Below are 20,310 nucleotides of genomic sequence, written 5' to 3'. Positions count from 1 at the left end.
TTGCCAGACTGTCGCCCTGTTTTGCTGCCCTCTGGAAGGGTCGCTGAACATAAAAGAACGTGGCCCAAAAAAGAAAAATTGGAGCATCACCAAATGAAGGCATTAGGTTTGAAGAACGCTGGCAAGACCCTCCTCGCCTTGTCCCTGATGGGCGCAATGGCGGGCGCGGTCCAGGCCGACGATAAAGTGCTGCACGTCTACAACTGGTCCGACTACATTGCACCGGACACCATCGCCAACTTTGAAAAAGAGTCGGGCATTAAAGTGGTGTACGACGTTTTTGACAGCAACGAGACACTCGAAGCCAAGTTGCTGGCAGGCAAGTCCGGCTACGACATCGTCGTACCGTCGAACAACTTCCTCGCCAAGCAGATCAAGGCCGGTGTCTACCAGGAGCTGGACAAGTCCAAGCTGTCCAACTATGGCAACCTGAACACCTCCCTGCTTAAAGCCGTGTCGGTCAGCGACCCGGACAACAAGCACGCTTTCCCGTACATGTGGGGTTCGATCGGCATCGGCTACAACCCGGACAAGGTCAAGGCCGCGCTGGGCGTGGACAAGATCGATTCGTGGGACGTGCTGCTCAAGCCGGAAAACATCGCCAAGCTCAAAAGCTGCGGCGTGAGCTTCCTCGATTCGCCGACCGAAATGCTGCCGATCGCGCTGCATTACCTGGGCCTGCCAACCGACAGCCAGAAGAAGGCCGACCTCAAGCAAGCCGAAGACCTGTTCCTGAAAATCCGTCCTTCGATCGGCTACTTCCACTCGTCCAAGTACATCTCCGACCTGGCCAACGGCAACATCTGCGTAGCCGTGGGTTACTCGGGTGACATCCAGCAGGCCAAGTCCCGCGCGGCTGAAGCCGGTGGCAAGGTCAAGGTGGCCTACGACATTCCGAAAGAAGGTGCCGGTAGCTTCTTCGACATGGTCGCCATCCCTAAAGATGCCGAAAACGTCGATGCCGCTTATAAGTTCATGAACTACCTGCTCAAGCCGGAAGTCATGGCTTCGATCACCAACAGCGTGCGTTTCCCGAACGGTAACGAGAAGGCCACCGCACTGGTCGACAAAGACATCACCAATGACCCGGGCATCTACCCGCCAGCGGATGTGCAAGCCAAGCTCTACGCCATTGCGGACTTGCCGGCTGCGACCCAGCGTGAAATGACACGCAGCTGGACCAAGATCAAATCCGGTAAATAAACCGGCCTTCGTTAACCACCGCGCGCCCCGCGGTGGTTAATGAAACAAATAAATGACAGAAAGTTTTGCCGGATCGGTTTATCGAGGGTAAGTTGCGCGCCGGTTTTGTTGCCGGGCAACAACTTTGGGCCCAACTATTTAAGAGGACCTCCACTTGCCAATTTCTTTGTTTCGCCAAGCCTTGCTGGTAGGTGCAGGTCTCACGCTGGCTGTCAGCGTGCAGGCCGCACCGACCGTGCATATTTATAACTGGTCGGATTACATCGGTCCCGACACCCTGGCCAACTTCGAAAAGGCCACCGGCATCAAACCCGTGTATGACGTGTTTGATTCCAACGAAACCCTGGAAGGCAAGTTACTGGCCGGGCGTACCGGCTATGACGTGGTAGTGCCGTCCAACCACTTCCTTGGCAAGCAGATCAAGGCCGGGGCGTTCCAGAAACTCGATAAGTCGCTGCTGACTCATTACGCCAACCTGGACCCTGTGCTGCTCAAGCGCCTGGAGAAGAACGACCCGGGCAACCAGTACGCCGTGCCGTACCTGTGGGGTACCAACGGCATCGGTTACAACGTCGACAAAGTGAAGGAAGTGCTGGGTGTCGACAAGATCGACTCCTGGGCCGTGCTGTTCGAACCGGAAAACATGAAGAAACTGGCCACCTGCGGTGTGTCGTTCATGGACTCGGCGGATGAAATGCTGCCGGCGGTGCTCAACTACATGGGTCTGGACCCTAACAGCACCAACCCTGAAGACTACAAGAAGGCCGAGGAAAAGCTGCTCAAAGTGCGGCCCTACGTGACCTACTTCCATTCTTCCAAATACATCTCCGACCTGGCCAACGGCAACATCTGCGTGGCCGCCGGGTTCTCCGGCGATGTATTCCAGGCCAAGGCTCGTGCAAGCGAAGCGGGCAAAGGCGTGAACATCGCCTACGCAATTCCGAAGGAAGGCGGCAACCTGTGGTTTGACGTGCTGGCGATCCCCAAGGACGCCACCAACATCAAGGAAGCCCACGCCTTCATCAACTATTTACTGCAATCTGAGGTGATCGCCCAGGTCAGTGACACCGTCGGTTACGCCAACCCTAACCCAGGGGCGGACAAACTGATGGAGCAATCGATACGCACCGACGAAGCGGTTTACCCACCGCAGGCGGTTCTCGACCGGACATTCGTCAACTTCGAGCTACCCCCGAAAGTGCAACGTCTAATGACCCGTAGCTGGACCAAGGTCAAGACGGGCAAGTAAGGCTCAAACTATCCAAGGTTCGCCCGCTTCGGGCGAACTGCACTCTTTTTTTTGGGAGTTTCGTAAATGGCAGTTGCCTCCGGCGCCTATAAGAAAGCCCTCGAGGGCGACCAGACACCGAAAAAGGTGCTGGTCAAAATCGACCGGGTCACGAAGAAGTTCGACGAGACGATTGCCGTGGACGATGTGTCCCTGGAAATCAAGAAAGGCGAGATCTTCGCCTTGCTCGGCGGTTCGGGTTCGGGCAAGTCCACCCTGCTGCGCATGCTCGCAGGCTTCGAGCGCCCGACAGAAGGTCGGATTTACCTCGACGGCGTGGACATCACCGACATGCCGCCCTACGAGCGGCCGATCAACATGATGTTCCAGTCCTACGCCTTGTTCCCCCACATGACCGTGGCGCAGAACATTGCGTTCGGCCTGCAACAGGACAAGATCCCCAAGGCCGAGGTCGATGCCCGCGTGGCCGAAATGCTCAAGCTGGTCCAGATGAGCCAGTACGCCAAGCGCAAGCCGCACCAGTTGTCCGGTGGCCAGCGTCAGCGGGTCGCGCTGGCCCGCTCCCTGGCCAAGCGCCCGAAACTGCTGCTGCTCGATGAGCCCATGGGCGCCCTCGACAAGAAGCTGCGCTCGCAGATGCAACTGGAATTGGTGGAGATCATCGAGCGCGTCGGCGTGACCTGCGTGATGGTGACGCACGATCAGGAAGAGGCCATGACCATGGCCGAGCGCATCGCGATCATGCACCTGGGCTGGATCGCCCAGATCGGCAGCCCGATCGACATCTACGAGACGCCGACCAGCCGCCTGGTGTGCGAATTCATCGGTAACGTCAACATCTTCGACACCCAAGTGGTGGATGACGCCGAAGGTCACGCGGTGCTCAAGTGCCCGGACCTGGACCGCGACATCTACGTGGGCTACGGCATCGCCACCTCGGTGGAAGACAAGTCGGTGACCTACGCCATCCGCCCGGAAAAACTGCTGGTCACCACCGAAATGCCGACCTGCGAGCACAACTGGTCCAGCGGCAAGGTGCACGACATCGCCTACCTGGGCGGCCACTCGGTGTTCTACGTCGAGCTGCCAAGCGGCAAGCTGGTGCAGTCCTTCGTCGCCAACGCCGAACGCCGTGGCCAGCGCCCAACCTGGGGTGACCAGGTCTACGTGTGGTGGGAAGACGATAGCGGCGTGGTACTGCGCACATGAACATGAAGAAGCTCAAGCGGCGCTTGCACCGCATCGTCCCCAGCGGCAAGCAGGTGGTCATCGGGATTCCGTTCCTGTGGCTGTTCCTGTTTTTCGCCTTGCCATTTTTCATCGTCCTGAAAATCAGCTTCGCCGAAGCCGACGTGGCGATCCCGCCGTACACCGAGATCTACACCTACGTCGAGCAGAAGCTGCAGGTGGTGCTGAACCTGGCCAACTACAGTTTGCTGGCAGGTGATGAGCTGTACATCGCGGCGTACCTGGGCTCGCTGAAGATGGCGTTCTTCAGCACGCTGCTGTGCCTGCTGATCGGCTACCCGATGGCCTATGCCATTGCCACCGCGCGCAAAGAGATGCAGACCGTGCTGGTGCTGCTGATCATGATGCCGACCTGGACCGCGATCCTGATCCGCGTGTATGCGTGGATGGGCATCCTCAGCAACAACGGCCTGCTCAATGGCTTCCTGATGTCCATGGGGTTGATCAACGAACCGCTGCAGATCCTCAACACCAACATCGCGGTGTATATCGGCGTGGTGTATTCGTACCTGCCGTTCATGATCCTGCCGCTGTACGCCAACCTGGTGAAGCATGACCAGAGCCTGCTGGAAGCCGCATCGGACCTGGGTTCGAGCACCTTCAACAGCTTCTGGAAAATCACCGTGCCGCTGTCCAAGAACGGCATCATCGCCGGCTGCATGCTGGTGTTTATCCCGGTGGTGGGCGAGTTCGTGATCCCGGAACTGCTCGGCGGCCCGGAAACCCTGATGATCGGTAAAGTGTTGTGGCAAGAATTCTTTAACAACCGTGACTGGCCGGTGGCGTCTGCCCTGGCGGTAGTGATGCTGGCGATCCTGATCGTGCCCATCATTCTGTTTAACCGCAGCCAAGCCAAAGAGATGGAGGGCAAGATATGAAGCGCGTCAGTTTCTCAAGCTTCATGCTGGTGGCGGGGTTGTTGTTCATCTACCTGCCGATGCTGATCCTGGTGATCTACTCGTTCAACGAATCCAAGCTGGTGACGGTGTGGGGCGGTTGGTCGATCAAGTGGTACGTGGGCCTGTTGGACAATACCCAGTTGATGGGCTCGGTGGCACGTTCCCTGGAAATCGCCTGCTACACGGCGGTGGCCGCCGTGGCCCTGGGTACGTTGGCGGCGTTTGTGCTGACGCGCATCAGCCAGTTCAAGGGCCGCACGCTGTTCGGCGGCCTGGTGACCGCGCCGTTGGTGATGCCGGAAGTGATCACCGGTCTGTCGCTGCTGCTGCTGTTCGTGGCCATGGCGCAGATGATCGGCTGGCCTCAGGAGCGTGGCATCGTCACCATCTGGATCGCCCACACCACGTTCTGTGCCGCTTATGTGGCGGTGGTGGTATCGGCGCGCCTGCGTGAGCTGGACCTGTCGATCGAAGAGGCGGCGATGGACCTGGGTGCACGGCCGTGGAAGGTGTTCTTCCTGATCACCATCCCGATGATCGCGCCGTCGCTGGCGGCGGGCGGCATGATGTCGTTCGCACTGTCCCTGGATGACCTGGTACTGGCCAGCTTCGTGTCGGGGCCGGGTTCGACGACATTGCCGATGGAAGTGTTCTCGGCGGTACGCCTGGGGGTTAAACCCGAGATCAACGCCGTGGCCAGCCTGATTCTGCTGGCAGTGTCGCTGGTGACCTTCCTGGTGTGGTTCTTCAGCCGGCGTGCCGAAGAAATGCGCAAGAAAGCGATCCAGCAGGCGATTGAAGAAGCTGCTGCCGATGGCTGGCAGCAGCCGGACAAGCGTCGGGCTCCAGCGCCGGTCTAAAGGTCTGTGCGGTCCAAATGTGGGAGGGGGCTTGCTCCCGATGGCGGTGGGTCAGTCAATAGATGCAGTGACTGACACTCAGCAATCGGGGGCAAGCCCCCTCCCACAGTTTTGACCGCATTCCAGATTGGCTATGCAGCCCACGGCGACTTGCGAATCACCTCGACAAAATTCATCGGCTTGAACCCCGGTTCCTGATCCACCAGCACATCGGTCTTCACGTTGCCGAACGTGGTCTGCGGGCGATGGCGCAAGCCGTCGGCAAACGCGCAGATGATGCACTCCTTGAACCCTTCACCGCGTGGATGCGCATGCACCACGGCTTCGCGCTGCACGCTGCTGAACGCGGCGTAGTCCATGCCCAGCACGTCCATTTCCACACCGGCGGTCACCAATGCCACGGTCGGGCGCAGGTGCTGCGGCACGCCCGGCGTGGTGTGCAGGGCGATAGACAGCCACACCTGTTCGATATCGTCGTCGCTCAGCCCGTAAGGCTTGAGGAAGGCCGCGGCGGCGTTGGCGCCGTCCACTTCGAAACGCTGGTCATCACTGCGATGGCCTGCCACCAGGCCCAGGTCATGGAACATGGCGCCGACGTAGAGCAGTTCCGGGTTGTAGGCCAGTTGCTTGCGCTCACCGCTCAATGCGCCGAACAGAAACACCCGGCGGGAGTGGTGGTAGAGCAGGTCGGACTCAATGTCGCGGATGTATTCGGTGGTGGCCCTGGCCAGGGCGCTGTCCGGGATCTTGATACCGGCGATGGTGGTGGTCATGGTGGTTCTCCTCTGGAAAGCCTTCAGTCTGGTCGCGCGCCCGCTAAGCGGCCATGGTCACGAGGGTGCGATCCCGGCCAATCTGCCGCGACATCGTGCCAAGGCAAAATCAGCTAGGGTGTAGCCGGCGATATCACTCTCGAAGCCTGGGGAAATCCCACAGGGTTTGCATTTTATTCAGCTGAAAAAGGTGTCCGTGAGCATGCACAAAACCGTCGCCATCCTGATCTTCCCCGGCGTCCAGTCCCTGGATGTGAGCGGCCCCATGGATGTGTTCTGTGAGGCCAACCGCTTTCTGCCGCCCCAGGATCACTACCGGATCGAGGTCATCGGGCTGGGCCACGGCACCCTGGTTGCCTCCAACGGTTTGGCATTGCAGGCCCACCGGCATTACAGCGAAGCCCTGCAAGCCTATGACCTGCTGCTGGTTGCCGGCGGCCCGCAATTGCCCTTCGAGGATTTCGGCGCGCCGTTCGATGATTGGCTGCGTGGTGCAACCGCCCGGGCGCAGCGCTTTGGTTCGATCTGCAACGGCGCCTTCATGCTGGCGCGCGCCGGGTTGCTGGATGGAAAAACCGTCACGACCCATTGGAATGATGCGGCAGGCCTGGCGCGTTTGTGCCCGCGCGCGCAGGTCGAAGCCGACCGCCTCTACGTACAGGATGGCAATCTCTACACCTCGGCGGGCGTCACCGCAGGCATCGACCTGTCGCTGTACCTGCTGGCCCAGGACCACGGCCCTGAAGTGGCGTTGAGCGTGGCCAAGCGCCTGGTGGTGTTCACCCAGCGCTCGGGCGGGCAGTCGCAGTTCAGCCCGTTCCTCACGCCCCACGCCGAAACCACCTCGGCGGTGGCGCTGGTGCAGTTATACGTATTGGCGAACCTGACCGGCGACCTGACCATCGCCGACCTGGCCAAGGCCGCCAACATGAGCGCGCGCAACTTCTCCCGGGTGTTTGCCCGTGAGGCGCGGATTACGCCAGCGGAGTTTGTCGAACGGGCGCGGGTGGATGCGGCGCGGGTGATGCTCGAAAGCACGCATGCGCCGCTGAAAACCGTGGCCTATCAATGCGGGTTTCGCGATGCCCAGCACATGCGCAGTGTGTTCAACCGCCGGCTGGGCGTGACGCCGCAACAGTTCCGGCTCAATTTTGCGGCACCGGTCTAAGCCCCTTCCACAGGTTGACCGATTTCCAAGGGGCTATCGCGCCGGCAGCAGTTTCAGCGTGCCGCGGGTATTGGCCGTGACTTCCTCATCACTGAAATGCGCCTGCTCGTAACCCCCTTCGATATAGGTCTCGGCCTGGTCGCCATAGTGCTTGTCGAACGGCACGCCGCTTTGCCCCACCGGATTGATGGTGAGGGCGTGGGCCACGTCGGCAAAGTCGATCAGGCGCCGGGTGGACGGGCCGTAGGTCACCGGCCAGGGCGCGGGGCCGATGACGGCCGACTGGTTGTTCGGCACTTCGTGGGTGCCGGGGGCCGGGAACGGGCCGACGTTGACAATCAGGTCCAAGGGTTTCTGCGAGCCCAGCGGATGGCCGTGGGTCAGGGTATGGGCCTTGCCCCACTGCCATTGCGTTGGGTCATCGCCGAAGGTGGCCTTGAGGTGCGCGAGGCTGTTGTCCCAGGCCCGCTTGACGGTGGCGGTGCGCTTGCCGTCCCACCAGGGCGAGGCCGGGTCGGCAGCCAGGCGGGGCAGGGCGGCGTCGATCACGCGGGTGGTGAGCAGGGTCTTGAACATCCCGTCACCCAGCTTCGGGTGGAAGGCCGCGTCGGCGAGGTTGAACAGGAACTGGTTGAACAGCGTGGCGCTGGTGGAATCCAGCGGGTAGTCACCCTTCCAGCCGGCAAGTTGCTCCACCAGCTTCAACTGCGCCGGGTCCGTGACCACCTCGCGCAGCACCGGCAACAGCGGCGCCAGCAGGCGCGGGCCGAAGGCGGTGGTGGTGCCCAGTTGCAGGGCCTGGCTGTTGGTCACATCCCACTTCACGCTCTTGTCGCTCAACTGCGCGTTCAACTGCTGGCCCCGGTCGGCGAGGTTGTAATAGCCGGGGATTTCCATGCCGGTGGGCGACACCGGCTGGGCATTGGCCGACACCACATAGCCCCGCGCCGGGTTTTCTTCCTGGGGGTTGGCGCTGAAGGGGTAGAAGCCCAGCTTGTCGGCCTCGGCGGTGCTGCCGTCGAGGATAAACCCTGGGTTGGCACCTGCCGGGCGAATCGGCAACTGGGCCGCCGCCCACCAGCCGATATCGCCCCTGGCATTGGCCCACACGATATTCAGCCCCGGTGCGGACACCTTTGACGCCGCCGTACGGGCCTTGGCCAACGTGTCGGCGCGGTTGAGCTGGTAGAAACCTTCGAGGATCGGGTTCTGGGTGTCGAGGAACGCCCACCACATGGCAATCGGCGTCTTGCCGCCGCTGTCGCCGAGCACGTCATTGATGATCGGGCCGTGGGGCGATTGGCGCAGGGTGAGGCTGACCGGTGCCTGGCCTTTTACGGCGATCTGTTGCTCGCTGCGGGTCATGTCGACCCACTGGCCGTGGTACCAGACCTGGTTGGGGTTGTCCGGGTTGACCTTTTCGGCGATCAGGTCGAGGTCGTCGTTCTGGAACATGGTCAGGCTCCAGCCGAAATCCAGGTTGTGCCCCAGGAACGCTACGGGTACCAGCGCGTTGTGATAGCCATACAGCTCGAAGCCCGGCGCCGACAGCTGCGCCTCGTACCACACCGACGGCACCGAGAAGCGAATATGCGGGTCACCCGCCAGCAGCGGTTTGCCGCTCTTGGTGCGACTGCCACTGATGGCCCAGGCGTTGCTGCCCTCGAACTGCGGCAAACCGTTGTCGGCCAGGGCCTGCTCACTCAGCGCGGCGAGGGCGCCGAGGGTGTTCCAGTCACTATCGGCGAGGTTGAGGGCGCCCTTGGGTTGCCAGTCGAGGTCGAAGACGTTCAGGTAGTCGCTGCCCAGTTGGTCGCGGACGTAAGTCAGCAAGGGCTCGGTACGAAATGCAGCGGCAAAGCTGTAGGCCATGTACCCGGCGACGCTGATGGTGTCCTCGGCGGTAAACGCGCGCTTGGGGATGCCCAGCACGTCGAACTCCATCGGGCGGGCGTGGCTGTCCTGATACTGGTTGATCCCGTCCAGATAGGCCTGCAGGGCCTTCCAGTGCGCCGACTCATGGTCCTGCTGGGCCACGTAGGTGGCGGCGCGGTCGCGAATGCGCAGGCTGCGGAACAGCTTGTCGGTCTCCAGCAGCTTCGGCCCGAGCACCTCGGCCAGTTCGCCACGGGCCAGGCGGCGCATGATCTCCATCTGGAACAGGCGGTCCTGGGCATGCACGTAGCCCAGGGCGCGATACAGGTCGGTCTCGTTCTCGGCGCGAATATGCGGCACGCCACGGTCGTCGTAGCGCACGGTGACCGAGCCTTGCAGGTTGGCCAGTTCAACCGTGCCCTGGCGGGTGGGTTGCTTGCTGTAGACGTACCAGCCCGCACCGAGGCCGATCAGTACCAGCAGAACCGCAAGAACCTGCAGGACGCGCTTCATGAACATTCCTTACCAAGAGTGGGGTGGCGGGCTACTCATCTTTCGACCACGAACAATAGCAGCCCACCGCCAGGGTGTGCGTGGCGTTCACATCTCGGCCGGCTTCAAGGGCTTTCAGGATCGGCTCGATAAAACTGTTACTGGCGTTGCACGTCAGCCCTTCGCTGTAGGGCCCGAAATACGCGAGCTTGCCGGTGCGGTCCCAGATGCCCACGGCCGGGCTGGCCGGCACCTGGTCGGCGCCGGGCAGGGCGGTGAGGGTTTTCATCTTGCGCAGGTTATCGGGCAACTGGCCGTGGCTGCCGGCTTTTTGCAGGGCATAGAACTCGACGCCCTGGGGCGCGTATTGCTCGATCAACTCGCCCAGGTGCTGCTGGTTGCCGACGTTGCACGGGCACGCCGGATCCCAGAAATGCACCAGGCGGATCGGCCCGGGGCCGCTGAGTTCGGCGGGCAGGCGCAGAGGGTCGCCGGAGAATACCGCGGTGTGTTCGCTGAAGGCACGCAGGTAGCGGCCCTGGAACCAGTCATACGCCGCCCACAGCACACCGGCGCAGATGATCAGGATCAGGCTGGCGAACAGGGCGTTACGGTAAGGCTGTCGCATTCGGATCTATCCTCGCAGGTCGCGTAGCTTGCCATGCTTGTCCTGACAGATGAATATCGCAGCTCGATATTCATCTTCGCCGCAAGTCTGGAACCCTTTATGCCTGTGACCTTTGACCCTGATCACCTTCGCGAAAGCCTGCGGCCCCTGGTGGATGCGCAACCGCTTTCAGCCGAAGCGCGGGTCTACCAGCGTTTCTATGGGCTGGACCTGAGTGCACGCAAAGTGCCGGCGGTGAGTCGGCTGGGGCGTTTCGAGGTGGCTGGGTTCGAGGTGGTCGCCCAGGTGTGGTGGCCGCCCGTGCCGGTGGCGACGATGTTTATGTTCCACGGCTTCTACGACCATATGGGCCTGTATCGCCACGTGGTGGACTGGGCCCTGGACCAGGGCTTTGTGGTAATCGCCTGCGATTTGCCGGGCCATGGCTTGTCCAGCGGCGCGCGCGCCAGCATCGATGATTTTGCCGTGTACCAGGATGTGGTGCAGGCACTGTTCGCCCAGGCCCAAGCGCTGCAATTGCCGCAGCCCTGGCACTTGTTCGGGCAAAGCACCGGCGGCGCGGTGGTGGTGGACCACTTGCTCAACCATGGCGCTACCAGTCCGGCGCAAGGCAAGACCTTCCTGCTATCACCGCTGGTGCGGCCGCGCGCGTGGGGATGGTCACAGGTCAGCTATTACCTGCTGCGCCCGTTCGTCAAAGGCATCGCCCGGCGTTTCAGCGAGAACACTCACGACCCGGCGTTCAAGCCGTTCCTGGAAGCCGACCCGCTGCAACCCCGCCAACTGCCCACCGCCTGGGTAGGCGCCCTGGCGCGCTGGATCAAACGCATCGAGGCCGCACCACGCAGCCCTCGGCGGCCGGTGATTGTGCAGGGTGAGGAAGACATGACGGTGGATTGGCAGCACAACTTGCAGGTGCTGCGGGGCAAGTTCGACCAGCCCGAGGTGTTGATGCTGCCGCGCGGCCGGCATCACCTGGCGAATGAGATTCCTGAGATTCGTGAAGAGTACTTCCGGTATTTGACAGACCATTTGAAATAACACAATCCAAATGTGGGAGGGGGCTTGCCCCCGATAGCGGTGCATCAGTCAGCTTATCTGTAGCTGACCCACTGCCATCGGGGGCAAGCCCCCTCCCACATTTTATTACTGTGTCAGGCTTGAAGTGCTCTGGCCGACTGCCAGACCTGCGCGAATCGCCGCCAGCGCCGCCTGGTAATACGCCTTACCTTCCGGTGACTCCGCAAACGTCGCGAACTCCTCCAGCTCCGGGTCGGACAAATCCCGATAGACGTACAGCAGAGTGTTGTTCAGGTCATTGCCAATCTGTTGCATCAGTCGCTCGCGCTGGCCATTCAGCATGCCTTGGGCCTGGCCGCCACCCAGCAGGCCGGGGATCATCTGGCTCAAGCTGTCGGCGGCCACGCCGGCGATCGCCAGGCTCACCTCCGCCCCGGCTTCGCGGGCGGGCAGGGCCTGGGCCAGGTGGCCGATGATCAGGCTGCGGGTGGCGTCAGCCTCGATGTGCGGCAGGCCTTGGGCGTTTTTTGCCAACTGGTCACGGCGCGTGGCCAGTAACTCGGCCGCAACGACCTTGCGGCCCAGGGGCGATTGGAAAAACGCCAGGGCCGGCGCAGGGTCTGCCAGGTGCTTGCGTAGCTGGGCTTCGGCGCGCTGGTCCATGGCCTGGGCGGCAAAGCGCTTGTTGCTGTTGTCCACCAGCGCCTGGTACACCGCCGGCGGCAGGCTGTTACGGTAGCGTTGCTGGGCAGCACTGAGGGCGTCATTGAAATGCGCACGTTGTTCGGCCCAGCCGGCGACCTTGTACAACTGGTCATGGCCGTCTGCCCAGGCGGGCAAAACGCAGAACATCAGCAAGGAAAAAAACAAACGACGCATATGGACTCCTGTCAGTCGGCCACTATTGTCCGTGTCGGGCGTAGGATTTGTCGAGAAGTCCTATCAGTCAGCTGACTAAAGTGTATTCAGACGCTCGGCGGCTCTGTCGGATTCACAGGCGTATGGATACTATGCGCGCCATGCAAATACCCCTCGATCACCCCCTGCTGCAACGCATCGTCGATGACCTGGCCGAAAAAGGCTGGTCGCAGCAGAACGGCTTCCTGCCCCAGGCTCTGACCCTGGAACTGGCGGCTGAGTGCCGTAAACGTGCGGCCGAGGGTGAACTGGCCCCGGCGGCCGTGGGACGTGGGCCGGCCCAGGAGATTCGCGAGGGCATTCGTGGTGACCATATCCAGTGGCTGGAGGAGGGCGACGCGGCGGTCTGCGACAGCTATATGGCGTTGATGGACACGCTGCGCCTGGCGATGAACCGTGGTTTGTTCCTCGGCCTTGAGGATTTCGAAAGCCACTTCGCCATGTATCCCCCCGGCGCGTTTTACCTCAGGCACCTGGACCGGTTCCGCGACGATGATCGGCGCATGGTTTCGGCGGTGATCTACTTGAACGACGCCTGGTTGCCCGAGCACGGTGGCCAGCTGCGCATGTACCTCAAGGACGGCGTCGAATACGACGTGGTGCCCAGCGGTGGATGCCTGGTGGTGTTCCTGTCGGGCGAGGTGCCCCACGAAGTCTTGCCGGCTACGCGCGAGCGCCTGTCCCTCACCGGGTGGTTCCGTCGGCGCGGTAACGAGCCGTTCTAACCATGCAAAAGATTCTGATCAGCCGCTGCCTGCTTGGCCACAAGGTGCGCTACGACGGTGGGGCCAGCGGGCCGTTCGATCAACTGGCGGCGTGGCAGGCTGAAGGGCGCGTGGTTGCGATCTGCCCGGAAGTGTCGGGCGGTCTGCCGACGCCCAGGCCCTCCGCCGAGATTCCAGGTGGGCAGGGCATCGATGTCTGGGAAGGCCGCGCCCAGGTGCTGACGGCCGAGGGCGAAGACTTCAGCGCCGCCTTCCTCGACGGCGCCCGGCAAGCCTTGGCGTTGGTGCAGCGCCATCACATCCGCATCGCCATTCTCAAGGCCAATAGTCCGTCCTGCGGCAACCTGCTGACCTATGACGGCACTTTCACCGGTGTCAAGGTCAGTGGCGAAGGCGTAACGGCGGCGCTGCTCAAGCGCCATGGCGTGCAGGTGTTCAGTGAGCTGGAGTTGCCTGCGGCGGCACTGGCGTTGGCGCGCCTGTAGGGGCCTGGTCCTCGAACCACTTCTGGGAGAGCGCCTTTAAACGGCCATCGTCCTTCACCCGCTTCAGCGCACCGTCCAGGCTGGTCTTGAAGGCCGGGTTGCCCTTCTGGAACGGGATCGCCAGCTCAGGCTTGTCGTGATAAGCCTCGCTGAAATCGAACTGATCCTTAAGCTCGGCAGTCATAGCGACATGGTTGATGGCCACATCGTATTTGCCGGTTGAGACCCCCGGCAGCATGTCGGCGTCATCGGTGGTGATAAACGAGGGGCGCACGTCCATTTCCTTTGCCAGCAATTCACCCAGCTCGACTTCAAAGCCGGTGAGTTTGTCGCCTTCCTTGAAATTGTACGGTGGTGTGTTGGCTTCAAGGGCGATGCGGAGTTCGCCGCGATCGTTTACATCGTCGATCAGTTCGGCATGAGCCAGAGGGCTCAGAAGGGGCAGCAACAGTAACAGGCCAGGCGAAAAGCGCATGGTCACTCCTAAAGAATTCGAATGTGCGAGGCGCCGTTCAGCATCGCTTTGCTATGGTGGTGAGTGCCTTGGACAGCAATTTGTCGCGAAGTTGTCAGAACCCTACAGATTTCATGGAAAAACTGGAGAAGCGAATGAAAGCCCTATTGTCCCGTGCAACCATTGCCAGCCTGTTGCTGGGTGCCTCGATGTTGGCGAATGCCGCCGATGTTCCGCGTACCCCCGCGCCCAAGGGAGCTGAGGTGTTTATCGTCTCGCCCAAGGATGGCGCGACCGTCGACAAAACCTTCACCGTCAAATTCGGCGTCAAGGGCCTGGACCTTGAGCCGATCGACAAGCAAGTACCAAACGCCGGCCACCATCATCTGCTGGTAGACCAGGATGTACAGTCGCTGAAGGCTGATGAGGCCATCCCAGCCACCGCCACGTCGATTCACTTCGGTAAGGCGCAGACTGAAACCGAACTGACCCTGGCTCCAGGCAAGCACACCCTGCAACTGGTCGCAGGCGACAACGTGCATCGCCAATTCGAGCCCACTGTAGCCTCGAAAGTGATCACGGTTAACGTCAAGTAAGATTTGTTCAGACAAAAAAATGGGAGGCCCCTGCGGGTCTCCCATTTTTTATGCAGCGTTTGCAGCGTTAGAACAACACGCGGCTACGGATAGTGCCGTTGATGTGTTGCAGCTTCTCTTGCGCCAGGTCCGAGTACTCGGCGTCGACGTCGATCACCACGTAGCCGACCTTCTCGTTGGTCTGCAGGAACTGACCGGAGATGTTGATGCCGTTTTCCGCGAAGACCTTGTTGATCTCCATCATCACCCCAGGGATGTTCTGGTGGATGTGCAGCAGGCGGTGCTTGCCAGGGTGAGCCGGCAGGGCCACTTCCGGGAAGTTGACGGACGAGACCGAGGTACCGTTGTCGCTGTACTTGACCAGCTTCTCCGACACTTCCAGGCCAATGTTGGCTTGGGCTTCGGCAGTGGAACCACCGATGTGCGGGGTCAGGATCACGTTGTCCAGGCCACGCAGCGGGCTTTCGAAGATGTCGTCGTTGGAGCGGGGCTCCACCGGGAACACGTCGATTGCGGCGCCAATCAGGTGCTTGTCCTTGATCGCGTCGGCCAGGGCGTCCAGCTCGACCACGGTGCCCCGTGCAGCGTTGATCAGGATGCCGCCTTTCTTGATGGCGCGGATTTCCTTCTCGCCGATCATCCACTGGGTCTCGGCGGTTTCCGGAACGTGCAGGGTGACGATGTCGGACATGCCCAGCAGCTCGGTCAGGCTCGACACCTGGGTGGCGTTGCCCAATGGCAGCTTGGTCAGGGTGTCGTAGAAGAACACCTGCATGCCGAGGCCTTCGGCCAGTACCGACAGTTGCGTGCCGATCGAGCCGTAACCGACGATACCCAGCTTCTTGCCCCGGATTTCGAAGGAGTTGGCCGCGCTCTTGATCCAGCCGCCACGGTGGCAGGAAGCGTTCTTCTCAGGGATACCGCGCAGCAGCAGGATGGCCTCGGCCAGCACCAGCTCCGCCACGGAACGGGTGTTGGAGTACGGGGCGTTGAACACTGCAATGCCGCGCTCGCGCGCTGCGTCGAGGTCGACCTGGTTGGTGCCGATGCAGAAACAGCCGACCGCCACGAGTTTCTTGGCGTGATCGAAGATCTCTTCGGTCAGCTGAGTACGGGAGCGAATGCCGATAAAGTGCGCGTCGGCGATCTTTTCCTTGAGCTGGGCTTCCGGCAGAGAACTGGTGATGTACTCAATGCTGGAGTACCCGGCGGCCTTCAGTACGTCGACGGCCGATGGGTGGACGCCTTCCAGAAGAAGGAACTTGATCTTGCTCTTATCGAGAGAAGTCTTGCTCATCTGCGTAAACCTGTATCCCGGAGAAAAATGGCAGGGAATCGGATCGCTTAAGCTGACCCGGACGGCAGGAAAGCCGTCACCGCAGAAACGCCCTTGGGCTCTGTCCTGCGGGGGCGGTATGCTAGCATACGCGCCCCGCTAAACACCTATTCCTGCGACGTGAAGCGTTCTCAGGATGACCATGAATTGTTCGAGAGTTCTGTCGATGACCCATCCTGCCCTGATTGATGAGCTAAAGACCCTGGTTGAGCCCGGCAAAGTGCTGACCGACGCCGACTCCCTGGAGGCTTACGGCAAGGATTGGACCAAGCACTTCGCGCCCGCGCCGACCGCCATCGTGTTCCCCAAGACCACCGAGCAGGTGCAGGCCATTGTCCGTTGGGCCAATGCGCACAAGGTGGCGCTGGTGCCATCCGGTGGTCGTACCGGCCTGTCGGCTGCTGCCGTGGCGGCCAATGGCGAAGTGGTCGTCTCGTTCGACTATATGAACCAGATCCTCGACGTGAACCTCACCGACCGCACCGCCGTGTGCCAGCCGGGCGTGGTCACCAAGCAATTGCAGAACGTCGCCGAAGAAAATGGCCTGTACTACCCGGTGGACTTCGCGTCGTCCGGTTCCAGCCAGATTGGCGGCAATATCGGCACCAATGCCGGCGGGATCAAGGTCATTCGCTACGGTATGACTCGCAACTGGGTGGCCGGCATGAAAGTCGTCACCGGCAAGGGCGATGTGCTGGAGCTGAACCGCGACCTGATCAAGAACGCCACCGGCTATGACATGCGCCAACTGTTTATCGGCGCCGAAGGCACCCTGGGCTTTGTGGTCGAAGCCACCATGCGCCTGGACCGTGCGCCGAAAAACCTCACCGCGATGGTGCTCGGCACCACCGATTTCGACTCGATCATGCCGGTGCTGCACGCCTTCCAGGGCAAGCTGGACCTGACCGCCTTCGAATTCTTCTCCGACAAGGCCTTGGCCAAAGTCCTCGGCCGTGGCGATGTGCCGGCGCCGTTCGAGACCGAGTGCCCGTTCTACGCGCTGCTGGAATTCGAAGCCACCACCGAAGAAGTCGCCAACCACGCCCTGGAAACCTTCGAGCACTGCGTCGAGCAGGGCTGGGTGCTGGACGGCGTGATGAGCCAGAGCGAAACCCAGTTGCACAACCTGTGGAAACTGCGCGAGTACATCTCCGAGACCATTTCCCACTGGACGCCTTACAAGAACGATATTTCGGTCACCGTCTCCAAAGTACCAGGGTTCTTGAAGGAAATTGATGCGATCGTCGGCGAACACTACCCGGACTTCGAAATCGTCTGGTTCGGCCATATCGGCGACGGCAACCTGCACCTGAACATCCTCAAGCCGGAAAACCTGAGCAAGGATGAGTTCTTCGCCAAGTGCGCCACCGTGAACAAGTGGGTGTTCGAAACCGTTCAGAAGTACAACGGTTCGATTTCCGCCGAACACGGCGTGGGCATGACCAAGCGTGATTACCTGACCTACAGCCGCTCGCCGGTTGAGATCGAATACATGAAAGCAGTGAAGGCAGTGTTCGACCCGAACGGGATCATGAACCCTGGCAAGATCTTCGCTGTTTAACCGCCCCCGAAGGAGTCGTTTCATGAGCTACCAGCACAAGTATGTCGACGGCACCAATATCCACTTTCCTGTCGGTAAAGTGGTGTGTATTGGGCGTAACTACGCCGAACATGCCAAGGAACTGGATAACCCGGTGCCGACCGAGCCGTTGCTGTTCATCAAGCCGGGCAGTTGCGTCGTCCCGCTGGAAGGCGGTTTCAGCATTCCGACCGAGCGCGGTTCGGTGCACTACGAGGCGGAAATCGCGGTGCTGATCGGCAAGCCGCTGTCGAACAAGCCCAGCCGTGAAGAAGTGCTGGACGCCATCTCCGGCTTCGCCCCGGCCCTGGATCTGACCCTGCGCGACAAACAATCCGAGCTGAAAGCCAAGGGCCTGCCGTGGGAAATCGCCAAGTCCTTCGACGGCGCGGCGGTGATTGCACCGTTCGTGGTCGGCAGCACCTTCGCGGACGTGACCGATATTGGCATTCGCCTGACCATCAATGGCGAAGTGCGCCAGGACGGCAACAGCGCGAGCATGCTCAACCCGATCGTGCCGATGATCCAGTACATGGCCGGCTGCTTCTCGCTGCAGGCCGGCGACGTGATCCTCACCGGCACCCCGGCCGGCGTGGGCCCGTTGAATGTGGGTGATGACCTGGTGTTGGAATTGACCGGCGTAAACCGCTTCGAAAGCAGCGTTCGATAAGCACCTGATGTGGGAGGGGGCTTGCCCCTTCCACATTGGGTCCGAATCCATCTCGTGCATCGGCTTTTGCATTTTTTTCACACCCCATCCGGATAATCCTCAGCCTCCTGCGCGCGGGTCCATTGATCCTGTGCTATCACCTACCGCTGACTTTCCGGAAAAGCACCCCATGGCCGTGTCCCTGCCTTCCGCCACACCCAAGCCGCGCTCTCGCTTTGCCTTGCGCTGGTATTCCTGGCTATTTCTGGCGGGTGCCATCGTGTACGGCATTTCCTGGGCCATGCATTGGGACGATCGCGGCGTGCTGTGGCTGTTGGAGGGCTTTGAAACGCCCGCCGAGCGCAGCGAAAGTGTGTGGTTGCCTGACTATCACGTTGTCATCGACGCCAAGGTTCTGCCGGGCATGGAGAAAGACGAAGCCTCGGACGTCTCCTATAACCCGCAGACCAAAACCCTGTTTTCCGTCATGGGTAAAAACCCGTTCCTGGTCGAGCTGAGCCTGCAAGGCGACGTATTGCGCAAGATGCCGCTCAATGGCTGGGACAACCCGGAAGGCTTGACCGTGATGGAAAATGGCCTGATGGCCGTGGTCGACGAACGCCAGCACAACCTGACCATCGTCAAGATCGACGCTGCCACCCAGCAATTGAACAAGGCCGACTTCCCGAGCTATGACCTGGGCCCGTCCAAGGATCAGAACAAAGCGTTCGAGGGGCTTACCTGGGACAAGCGCAATCAGCAATTTGTGCTGGGTGAAGAGCGGCCGCCGGCGTTGTTCACCTGGAAAAGCGACGGCAGCCAGACCCTGGTCGGCGATAAACAGAAACTGGCCAGCAAAGAGCTGGACATGCGCAACCTTTCGGCCCTGGCCATCGACCCGCGCACCGGCCATCTGCTGGTGTTATCGGCCGACTCCCACTTGTTGCTGGAGTTGGACGAGAAGGGTGAACAAGTCAGCTTCATGACCCTGCTCGGTGGCTTCAACGGCCTCAAGAACACCATCCCCCGTGCGGAGGGGGTCACCATGGATGAGGACGGCACGCTCTATATGGTCAGTGAGCCAAACCTGTTCTATCGTTTCGAAAAGCAGAAATAACAGACGAATCACGTCGGATATTTCTCTATTAGCGGCATTCGCCAGACATCAGGGTGCGTTTAAGTTTAAATTCAGACAGGCGTGATATTCATTCGCCACTTTTGACTTTGAGCACCGCCCGATGCGTCGATTTGCCCGCCCCAAACCCATTCTTTTTATGCTGGTGTTGATCGCCCTGGTCAGCGCCGGGGCGGTTGCGCAGCATTTTCGCCTGTTCGAGCGCGCCTGGTTCAACTGGCAGGCCTGGCGTCAGCCGGCGGACGAGCGCTCCATCGGCCTGGCGGATTACCGAGTGACCCTTGAGGCCCAGGTTATCGAAGGGCTCGACGACGATGTCTCGGCCCTCACCTACGACCCGGTACGCAAGAGCCTGTTTACCGTCACCAATAAAAATGCCGAGCTGATCGAGCTGTCCCTTGAGGGCAAGATCCTGCGACGCATCCCGTTGGTGGGGTTTGGTGATGCCGAGGCGGTGGAATTTATCAGCGACAACATCTATGTCATCACCGACGAACGCCAGCAGCGGCTGATCAAGGTGCATGTGGACGACGATACCCAATTCCTCGACGCCGCCGATGCGGAACAGATGACCCTGGGCCTGCATGTCGGGGGCAACAAGGGGTTTGAGGGGTTGGCCTATGACTCGGTGGGCAAGCGCCTGTTCGTGGCCAAGGAACGCGACCCGATGCTGATCTACGAGGTCCACGGCTTTCCCCATTTCAAACCGGAAAAAACCTACTCGGTGCACGTGATCAACAACCCCAAGCGCGATGCCGGGCTGTTTGTGCGCGACCTGTCGAGCCTGCAATACGACGAGCGCAGCGGTCATTTGCTGGCGCTGTCGGATGAGTCGTTCCTGGTGCTGGAGCTGGATATCGACGGTCGCCCATTGAGCAGCCTGTCTCTGCTCAATGGGCGCCATGGCCTGAAAAAACGGGTGCCCCAGGCCGAAGGGATCGCCATGGATGACGAGGGCACGTTGTATCTGGTCAGCGAGCCGAACCTGTTCTACGTGTTCAAGAAACCCAATCCCTGA

General features: G+C 60.9%; 20 protein-coding genes. 14 read left to right on the top strand and 6 right to left on the bottom strand.

Annotation, left to right across the window (positions count from 1 at the left end; all coding sequences use genetic code 11):
• Positions 1–108: 108 nt before the first annotated feature.
• The 5 genes from BLQ09_RS05585 (at position 109) to BLQ09_RS05565 (ending at position 5,459) form a co-directional block, all read left to right on the top strand.
• Positions 109–1,203, top strand: a complete 1,095-nt coding sequence (locus BLQ09_RS05585) for a polyamine ABC transporter substrate-binding protein (RefSeq protein WP_065924369.1) — start codon at positions 109–111, stop codon at positions 1,201–1,203.
• Between the two features lie 154 nt (positions 1,204–1,357).
• Positions 1,358–2,452, top strand: a complete 1,095-nt coding sequence (locus tag BLQ09_RS05580; protein ID WP_027608404.1) for a polyamine ABC transporter substrate-binding protein — start codon at positions 1,358–1,360, stop codon at positions 2,450–2,452.
• A gap of 66 nt (positions 2,453–2,518) precedes the next feature.
• Positions 2,519–3,661 (top strand): ABC transporter ATP-binding protein, encoded by a 1,143-nt coding sequence (locus BLQ09_RS05575; RefSeq protein WP_027608405.1) that lies wholly within the window; start codon positions 2,519–2,521, stop codon positions 3,659–3,661.
• Entirely contained in the window at positions 3,658–4,578 is a 921-nt protein-coding gene (locus tag BLQ09_RS05570) for an ABC transporter permease subunit (RefSeq protein ID WP_027608406.1), read from the top strand. Before BLQ09_RS05575 ends, BLQ09_RS05570 begins: the two co-directional genes overlap by 4 nt.
• Complete coding sequence (locus tag BLQ09_RS05565; protein ID WP_015886412.1) at positions 4,575–5,459, top strand: ABC transporter permease subunit; 885 nt, start codon at positions 4,575–4,577, stop codon at positions 5,457–5,459. The genes BLQ09_RS05570 and BLQ09_RS05565 overlap by 4 nt, the downstream gene beginning before the upstream one ends.
• A 131-nt stretch (positions 5,460–5,590) precedes the next feature.
• Here BLQ09_RS05565 and BLQ09_RS05560 read toward each other — a convergent pair whose 3' ends face one another.
• Positions 5,591–6,232 (bottom strand): HD domain-containing protein, encoded by a 642-nt coding sequence (locus tag BLQ09_RS05560; RefSeq protein WP_027608407.1) that lies wholly within the window; start codon positions 6,230–6,232, stop codon positions 5,591–5,593.
• A gap of 202 nt (positions 6,233–6,434) precedes the next feature.
• Between BLQ09_RS05560 and BLQ09_RS05555 the strand changes: the two genes are divergently transcribed.
• Positions 6,435–7,400, top strand: coding sequence for a GlxA family transcriptional regulator (locus tag BLQ09_RS05555; RefSeq protein ID WP_027608408.1), 966 nt, complete (start codon positions 6,435–6,437; stop codon positions 7,398–7,400).
• A gap of 33 nt (positions 7,401–7,433) precedes the next feature.
• On the opposite strand, the gene BLQ09_RS05550 is transcribed toward BLQ09_RS05555, so the two are convergent.
• Together BLQ09_RS05550 and BLQ09_RS05545 are read right to left on the bottom strand one after the other, a co-directional pair.
• Positions 7,434–9,788: a penicillin acylase family protein gene (locus tag BLQ09_RS05550; RefSeq protein WP_092355754.1), complete on the bottom strand. Its 2,355-nt coding sequence runs from the start codon at positions 9,786–9,788 to the stop codon at positions 7,434–7,436.
• A gap of 31 nt (positions 9,789–9,819) precedes the next feature.
• Positions 9,820–10,395: a DUF6436 domain-containing protein gene (locus BLQ09_RS05545; RefSeq protein ID WP_092355751.1), complete on the bottom strand. Its 576-nt coding sequence runs from the start codon at positions 10,393–10,395 to the stop codon at positions 9,820–9,822.
• A gap of 99 nt (positions 10,396–10,494) precedes the next feature.
• Between BLQ09_RS05545 and BLQ09_RS05540 the strand changes: the two genes are divergently transcribed.
• A complete protein-coding gene (locus BLQ09_RS05540) occupies positions 10,495–11,436 on the top strand; it encodes a phospholipase BipL (protein WP_092355748.1) in 942 nt (313 codons plus the stop codon).
• A 105-nt stretch (positions 11,437–11,541) separates the two neighbouring features.
• Here BLQ09_RS05540 and BLQ09_RS05535 read toward each other — a convergent pair whose 3' ends face one another.
• The gene (locus BLQ09_RS05535) at positions 11,542–12,294 is read right to left on the bottom strand and encodes a DUF2059 domain-containing protein (protein ID WP_027608412.1); all 753 of its coding nucleotides are present in this window, start codon (positions 12,292–12,294) and stop codon (positions 11,542–11,544) included.
• Positions 12,295–12,425: 131 nt separating this feature from the next.
• On the opposite strand from BLQ09_RS05535, the gene BLQ09_RS05530 reads away from it, so the two are divergent.
• Together BLQ09_RS05530 and BLQ09_RS05525 are read left to right on the top strand one after the other, a co-directional pair.
• The gene (locus BLQ09_RS05530) at positions 12,426–13,058 is read left to right on the top strand and encodes a 2OG-Fe(II) oxygenase (RefSeq protein WP_027608413.1); all 633 of its coding nucleotides are present in this window, start codon (positions 12,426–12,428) and stop codon (positions 13,056–13,058) included.
• Between the two features lie 2 nt (positions 13,059–13,060).
• Entirely contained in the window at positions 13,061–13,543 is a 483-nt protein-coding gene (locus tag BLQ09_RS05525; RefSeq protein WP_027608414.1) for a 2-thiouracil desulfurase family protein, read from the top strand.
• Here BLQ09_RS05525 and BLQ09_RS05520 read toward each other — a convergent pair.
• Positions 13,494–14,018 carry a transporter substrate-binding domain-containing protein gene (locus BLQ09_RS05520; RefSeq protein WP_051429424.1) on the bottom strand — a complete coding sequence of 175 codons (525 nt, stop codon included), beginning with the start codon at positions 14,016–14,018 and terminating at the stop codon, positions 13,494–13,496. The two genes, BLQ09_RS05525 and BLQ09_RS05520, sit on opposite strands and share 50 nt — an antisense overlap.
• 134 nt (positions 14,019–14,152) lie before the next feature.
• Between BLQ09_RS05520 and BLQ09_RS05515 the strand changes: the two genes are divergently transcribed.
• Positions 14,153–14,593 (top strand): DUF4399 domain-containing protein, encoded by a 441-nt coding sequence (locus tag BLQ09_RS05515; RefSeq protein ID WP_027608415.1) that lies wholly within the window; start codon positions 14,153–14,155, stop codon positions 14,591–14,593.
• Between the two features lie 67 nt (positions 14,594–14,660).
• On the opposite strand, the gene serA is transcribed toward BLQ09_RS05515, so the two are convergent.
• Complete coding sequence (gene serA, locus BLQ09_RS05510; protein WP_027608416.1) at positions 14,661–15,890, bottom strand: phosphoglycerate dehydrogenase; 1,230 nt, start codon at positions 15,888–15,890, stop codon at positions 14,661–14,663.
• A 205-nt stretch (positions 15,891–16,095) separates the two neighbouring features.
• Between serA and BLQ09_RS05500 the strand changes: the two genes are divergently transcribed.
• From BLQ09_RS05500 to BLQ09_RS05485, 4 genes are all read left to right on the top strand, one after another.
• The gene (locus BLQ09_RS05500) at positions 16,096–17,490 is read left to right on the top strand and encodes an FAD-binding oxidoreductase (RefSeq protein WP_092355745.1); all 1,395 of its coding nucleotides are present in this window, start codon (positions 16,096–16,098) and stop codon (positions 17,488–17,490) included.
• A 22-nt stretch (positions 17,491–17,512) separates the two neighbouring features.
• Entirely contained in the window at positions 17,513–18,178 is a 666-nt protein-coding gene (locus tag BLQ09_RS05495) for a fumarylacetoacetate hydrolase family protein (protein ID WP_027608418.1), read from the top strand.
• A 169-nt stretch (positions 18,179–18,347) separates the two neighbouring features.
• Positions 18,348–19,274, top strand: a complete 927-nt coding sequence (locus BLQ09_RS05490; RefSeq protein WP_027608419.1) for an SdiA-regulated domain-containing protein — start codon at positions 18,348–18,350, stop codon at positions 19,272–19,274.
• Positions 19,275–19,395: 121 nt separating this feature from the next.
• A complete protein-coding gene (locus BLQ09_RS05485) occupies positions 19,396–20,310 on the top strand; it encodes an SdiA-regulated domain-containing protein (protein WP_027608420.1) in 915 nt (304 codons plus the stop codon).

It is taken from the genome of Pseudomonas sp. NFACC25 (assembly GCF_900100935.1).
GTDB classification, from domain to species: Bacteria; Pseudomonadota; Gammaproteobacteria; order Pseudomonadales; family Pseudomonadaceae; genus Aquipseudomonas; species Aquipseudomonas marginalis.
The sequence above is the reverse complement of the archived record's forward strand: the minus strand, read 5'-3'. Positions and strand labels throughout refer to the sequence as shown.

Bases quoted from the DNA above. Each gene is read 5' to 3' on its own strand.
- BLQ09_RS05545 (WP_092355751.1), bottom strand. From the start codon at position 10,395: ATGCGACAGCCTTACCGTAACGCCCTGTTCGCCAGCCTGATCCTGATC.
- BLQ09_RS05540 (WP_092355748.1), top strand. From the start codon at position 10,495: ATGCCTGTGACCTTTGACCCTGATCACCTTCGCGAAAGCCTGCGGCCC.
- BLQ09_RS05500 (WP_092355745.1), top strand. From the start codon at position 16,096: ATGACCCATCCTGCCCTGATTGATGAGCTAAAGACCCTGGTTGAGCCC.
- BLQ09_RS05555 (WP_027608408.1), top strand. From the start codon at position 6,435: ATGCACAAAACCGTCGCCATCCTGATCTTCCCCGGCGTCCAGTCCCTG.
- BLQ09_RS05485 (WP_027608420.1), top strand. From the start codon at position 19,396: ATGCGTCGATTTGCCCGCCCCAAACCCATTCTTTTTATGCTGGTGTTG.
- BLQ09_RS05490 (WP_027608419.1), top strand. From the start codon at position 18,348: ATGGCCGTGTCCCTGCCTTCCGCCACACCCAAGCCGCGCTCTCGCTTT.
- BLQ09_RS05570 (WP_027608406.1), top strand. From the start codon at position 3,658: ATGAACATGAAGAAGCTCAAGCGGCGCTTGCACCGCATCGTCCCCAGC.
- BLQ09_RS05575 (WP_027608405.1), top strand. From the start codon at position 2,519: ATGGCAGTTGCCTCCGGCGCCTATAAGAAAGCCCTCGAGGGCGACCAG.
- BLQ09_RS05530 (WP_027608413.1), top strand. From the start codon at position 12,426: ATGCGCGCCATGCAAATACCCCTCGATCACCCCCTGCTGCAACGCATC.
- serA (WP_027608416.1), bottom strand. From the start codon at position 15,890: ATGAGCAAGACTTCTCTCGATAAGAGCAAGATCAAGTTCCTTCTTCTG.
- BLQ09_RS05565 (WP_015886412.1), top strand. From the start codon at position 4,575: ATGAAGCGCGTCAGTTTCTCAAGCTTCATGCTGGTGGCGGGGTTGTTG.
- BLQ09_RS05520 (WP_051429424.1), bottom strand. From the start codon at position 14,018: ATGCGCTTTTCGCCTGGCCTGTTACTGTTGCTGCCCCTTCTGAGCCCT.
- BLQ09_RS05535 (WP_027608412.1), bottom strand. From the start codon at position 12,294: ATGCGTCGTTTGTTTTTTTCCTTGCTGATGTTCTGCGTTTTGCCCGCC.
- BLQ09_RS05525 (WP_027608414.1), top strand. From the start codon at position 13,061: ATGCAAAAGATTCTGATCAGCCGCTGCCTGCTTGGCCACAAGGTGCGC.
- BLQ09_RS05550 (WP_092355754.1), bottom strand. From the start codon at position 9,788: ATGAAGCGCGTCCTGCAGGTTCTTGCGGTTCTGCTGGTACTGATCGGC.
- BLQ09_RS05495 (WP_027608418.1), top strand. From the start codon at position 17,513: ATGAGCTACCAGCACAAGTATGTCGACGGCACCAATATCCACTTTCCT.
- BLQ09_RS05515 (WP_027608415.1), top strand. From the start codon at position 14,153: ATGAAAGCCCTATTGTCCCGTGCAACCATTGCCAGCCTGTTGCTGGGT.
- BLQ09_RS05560 (WP_027608407.1), bottom strand. From the start codon at position 6,232: ATGACCACCACCATCGCCGGTATCAAGATCCCGGACAGCGCCCTGGCC.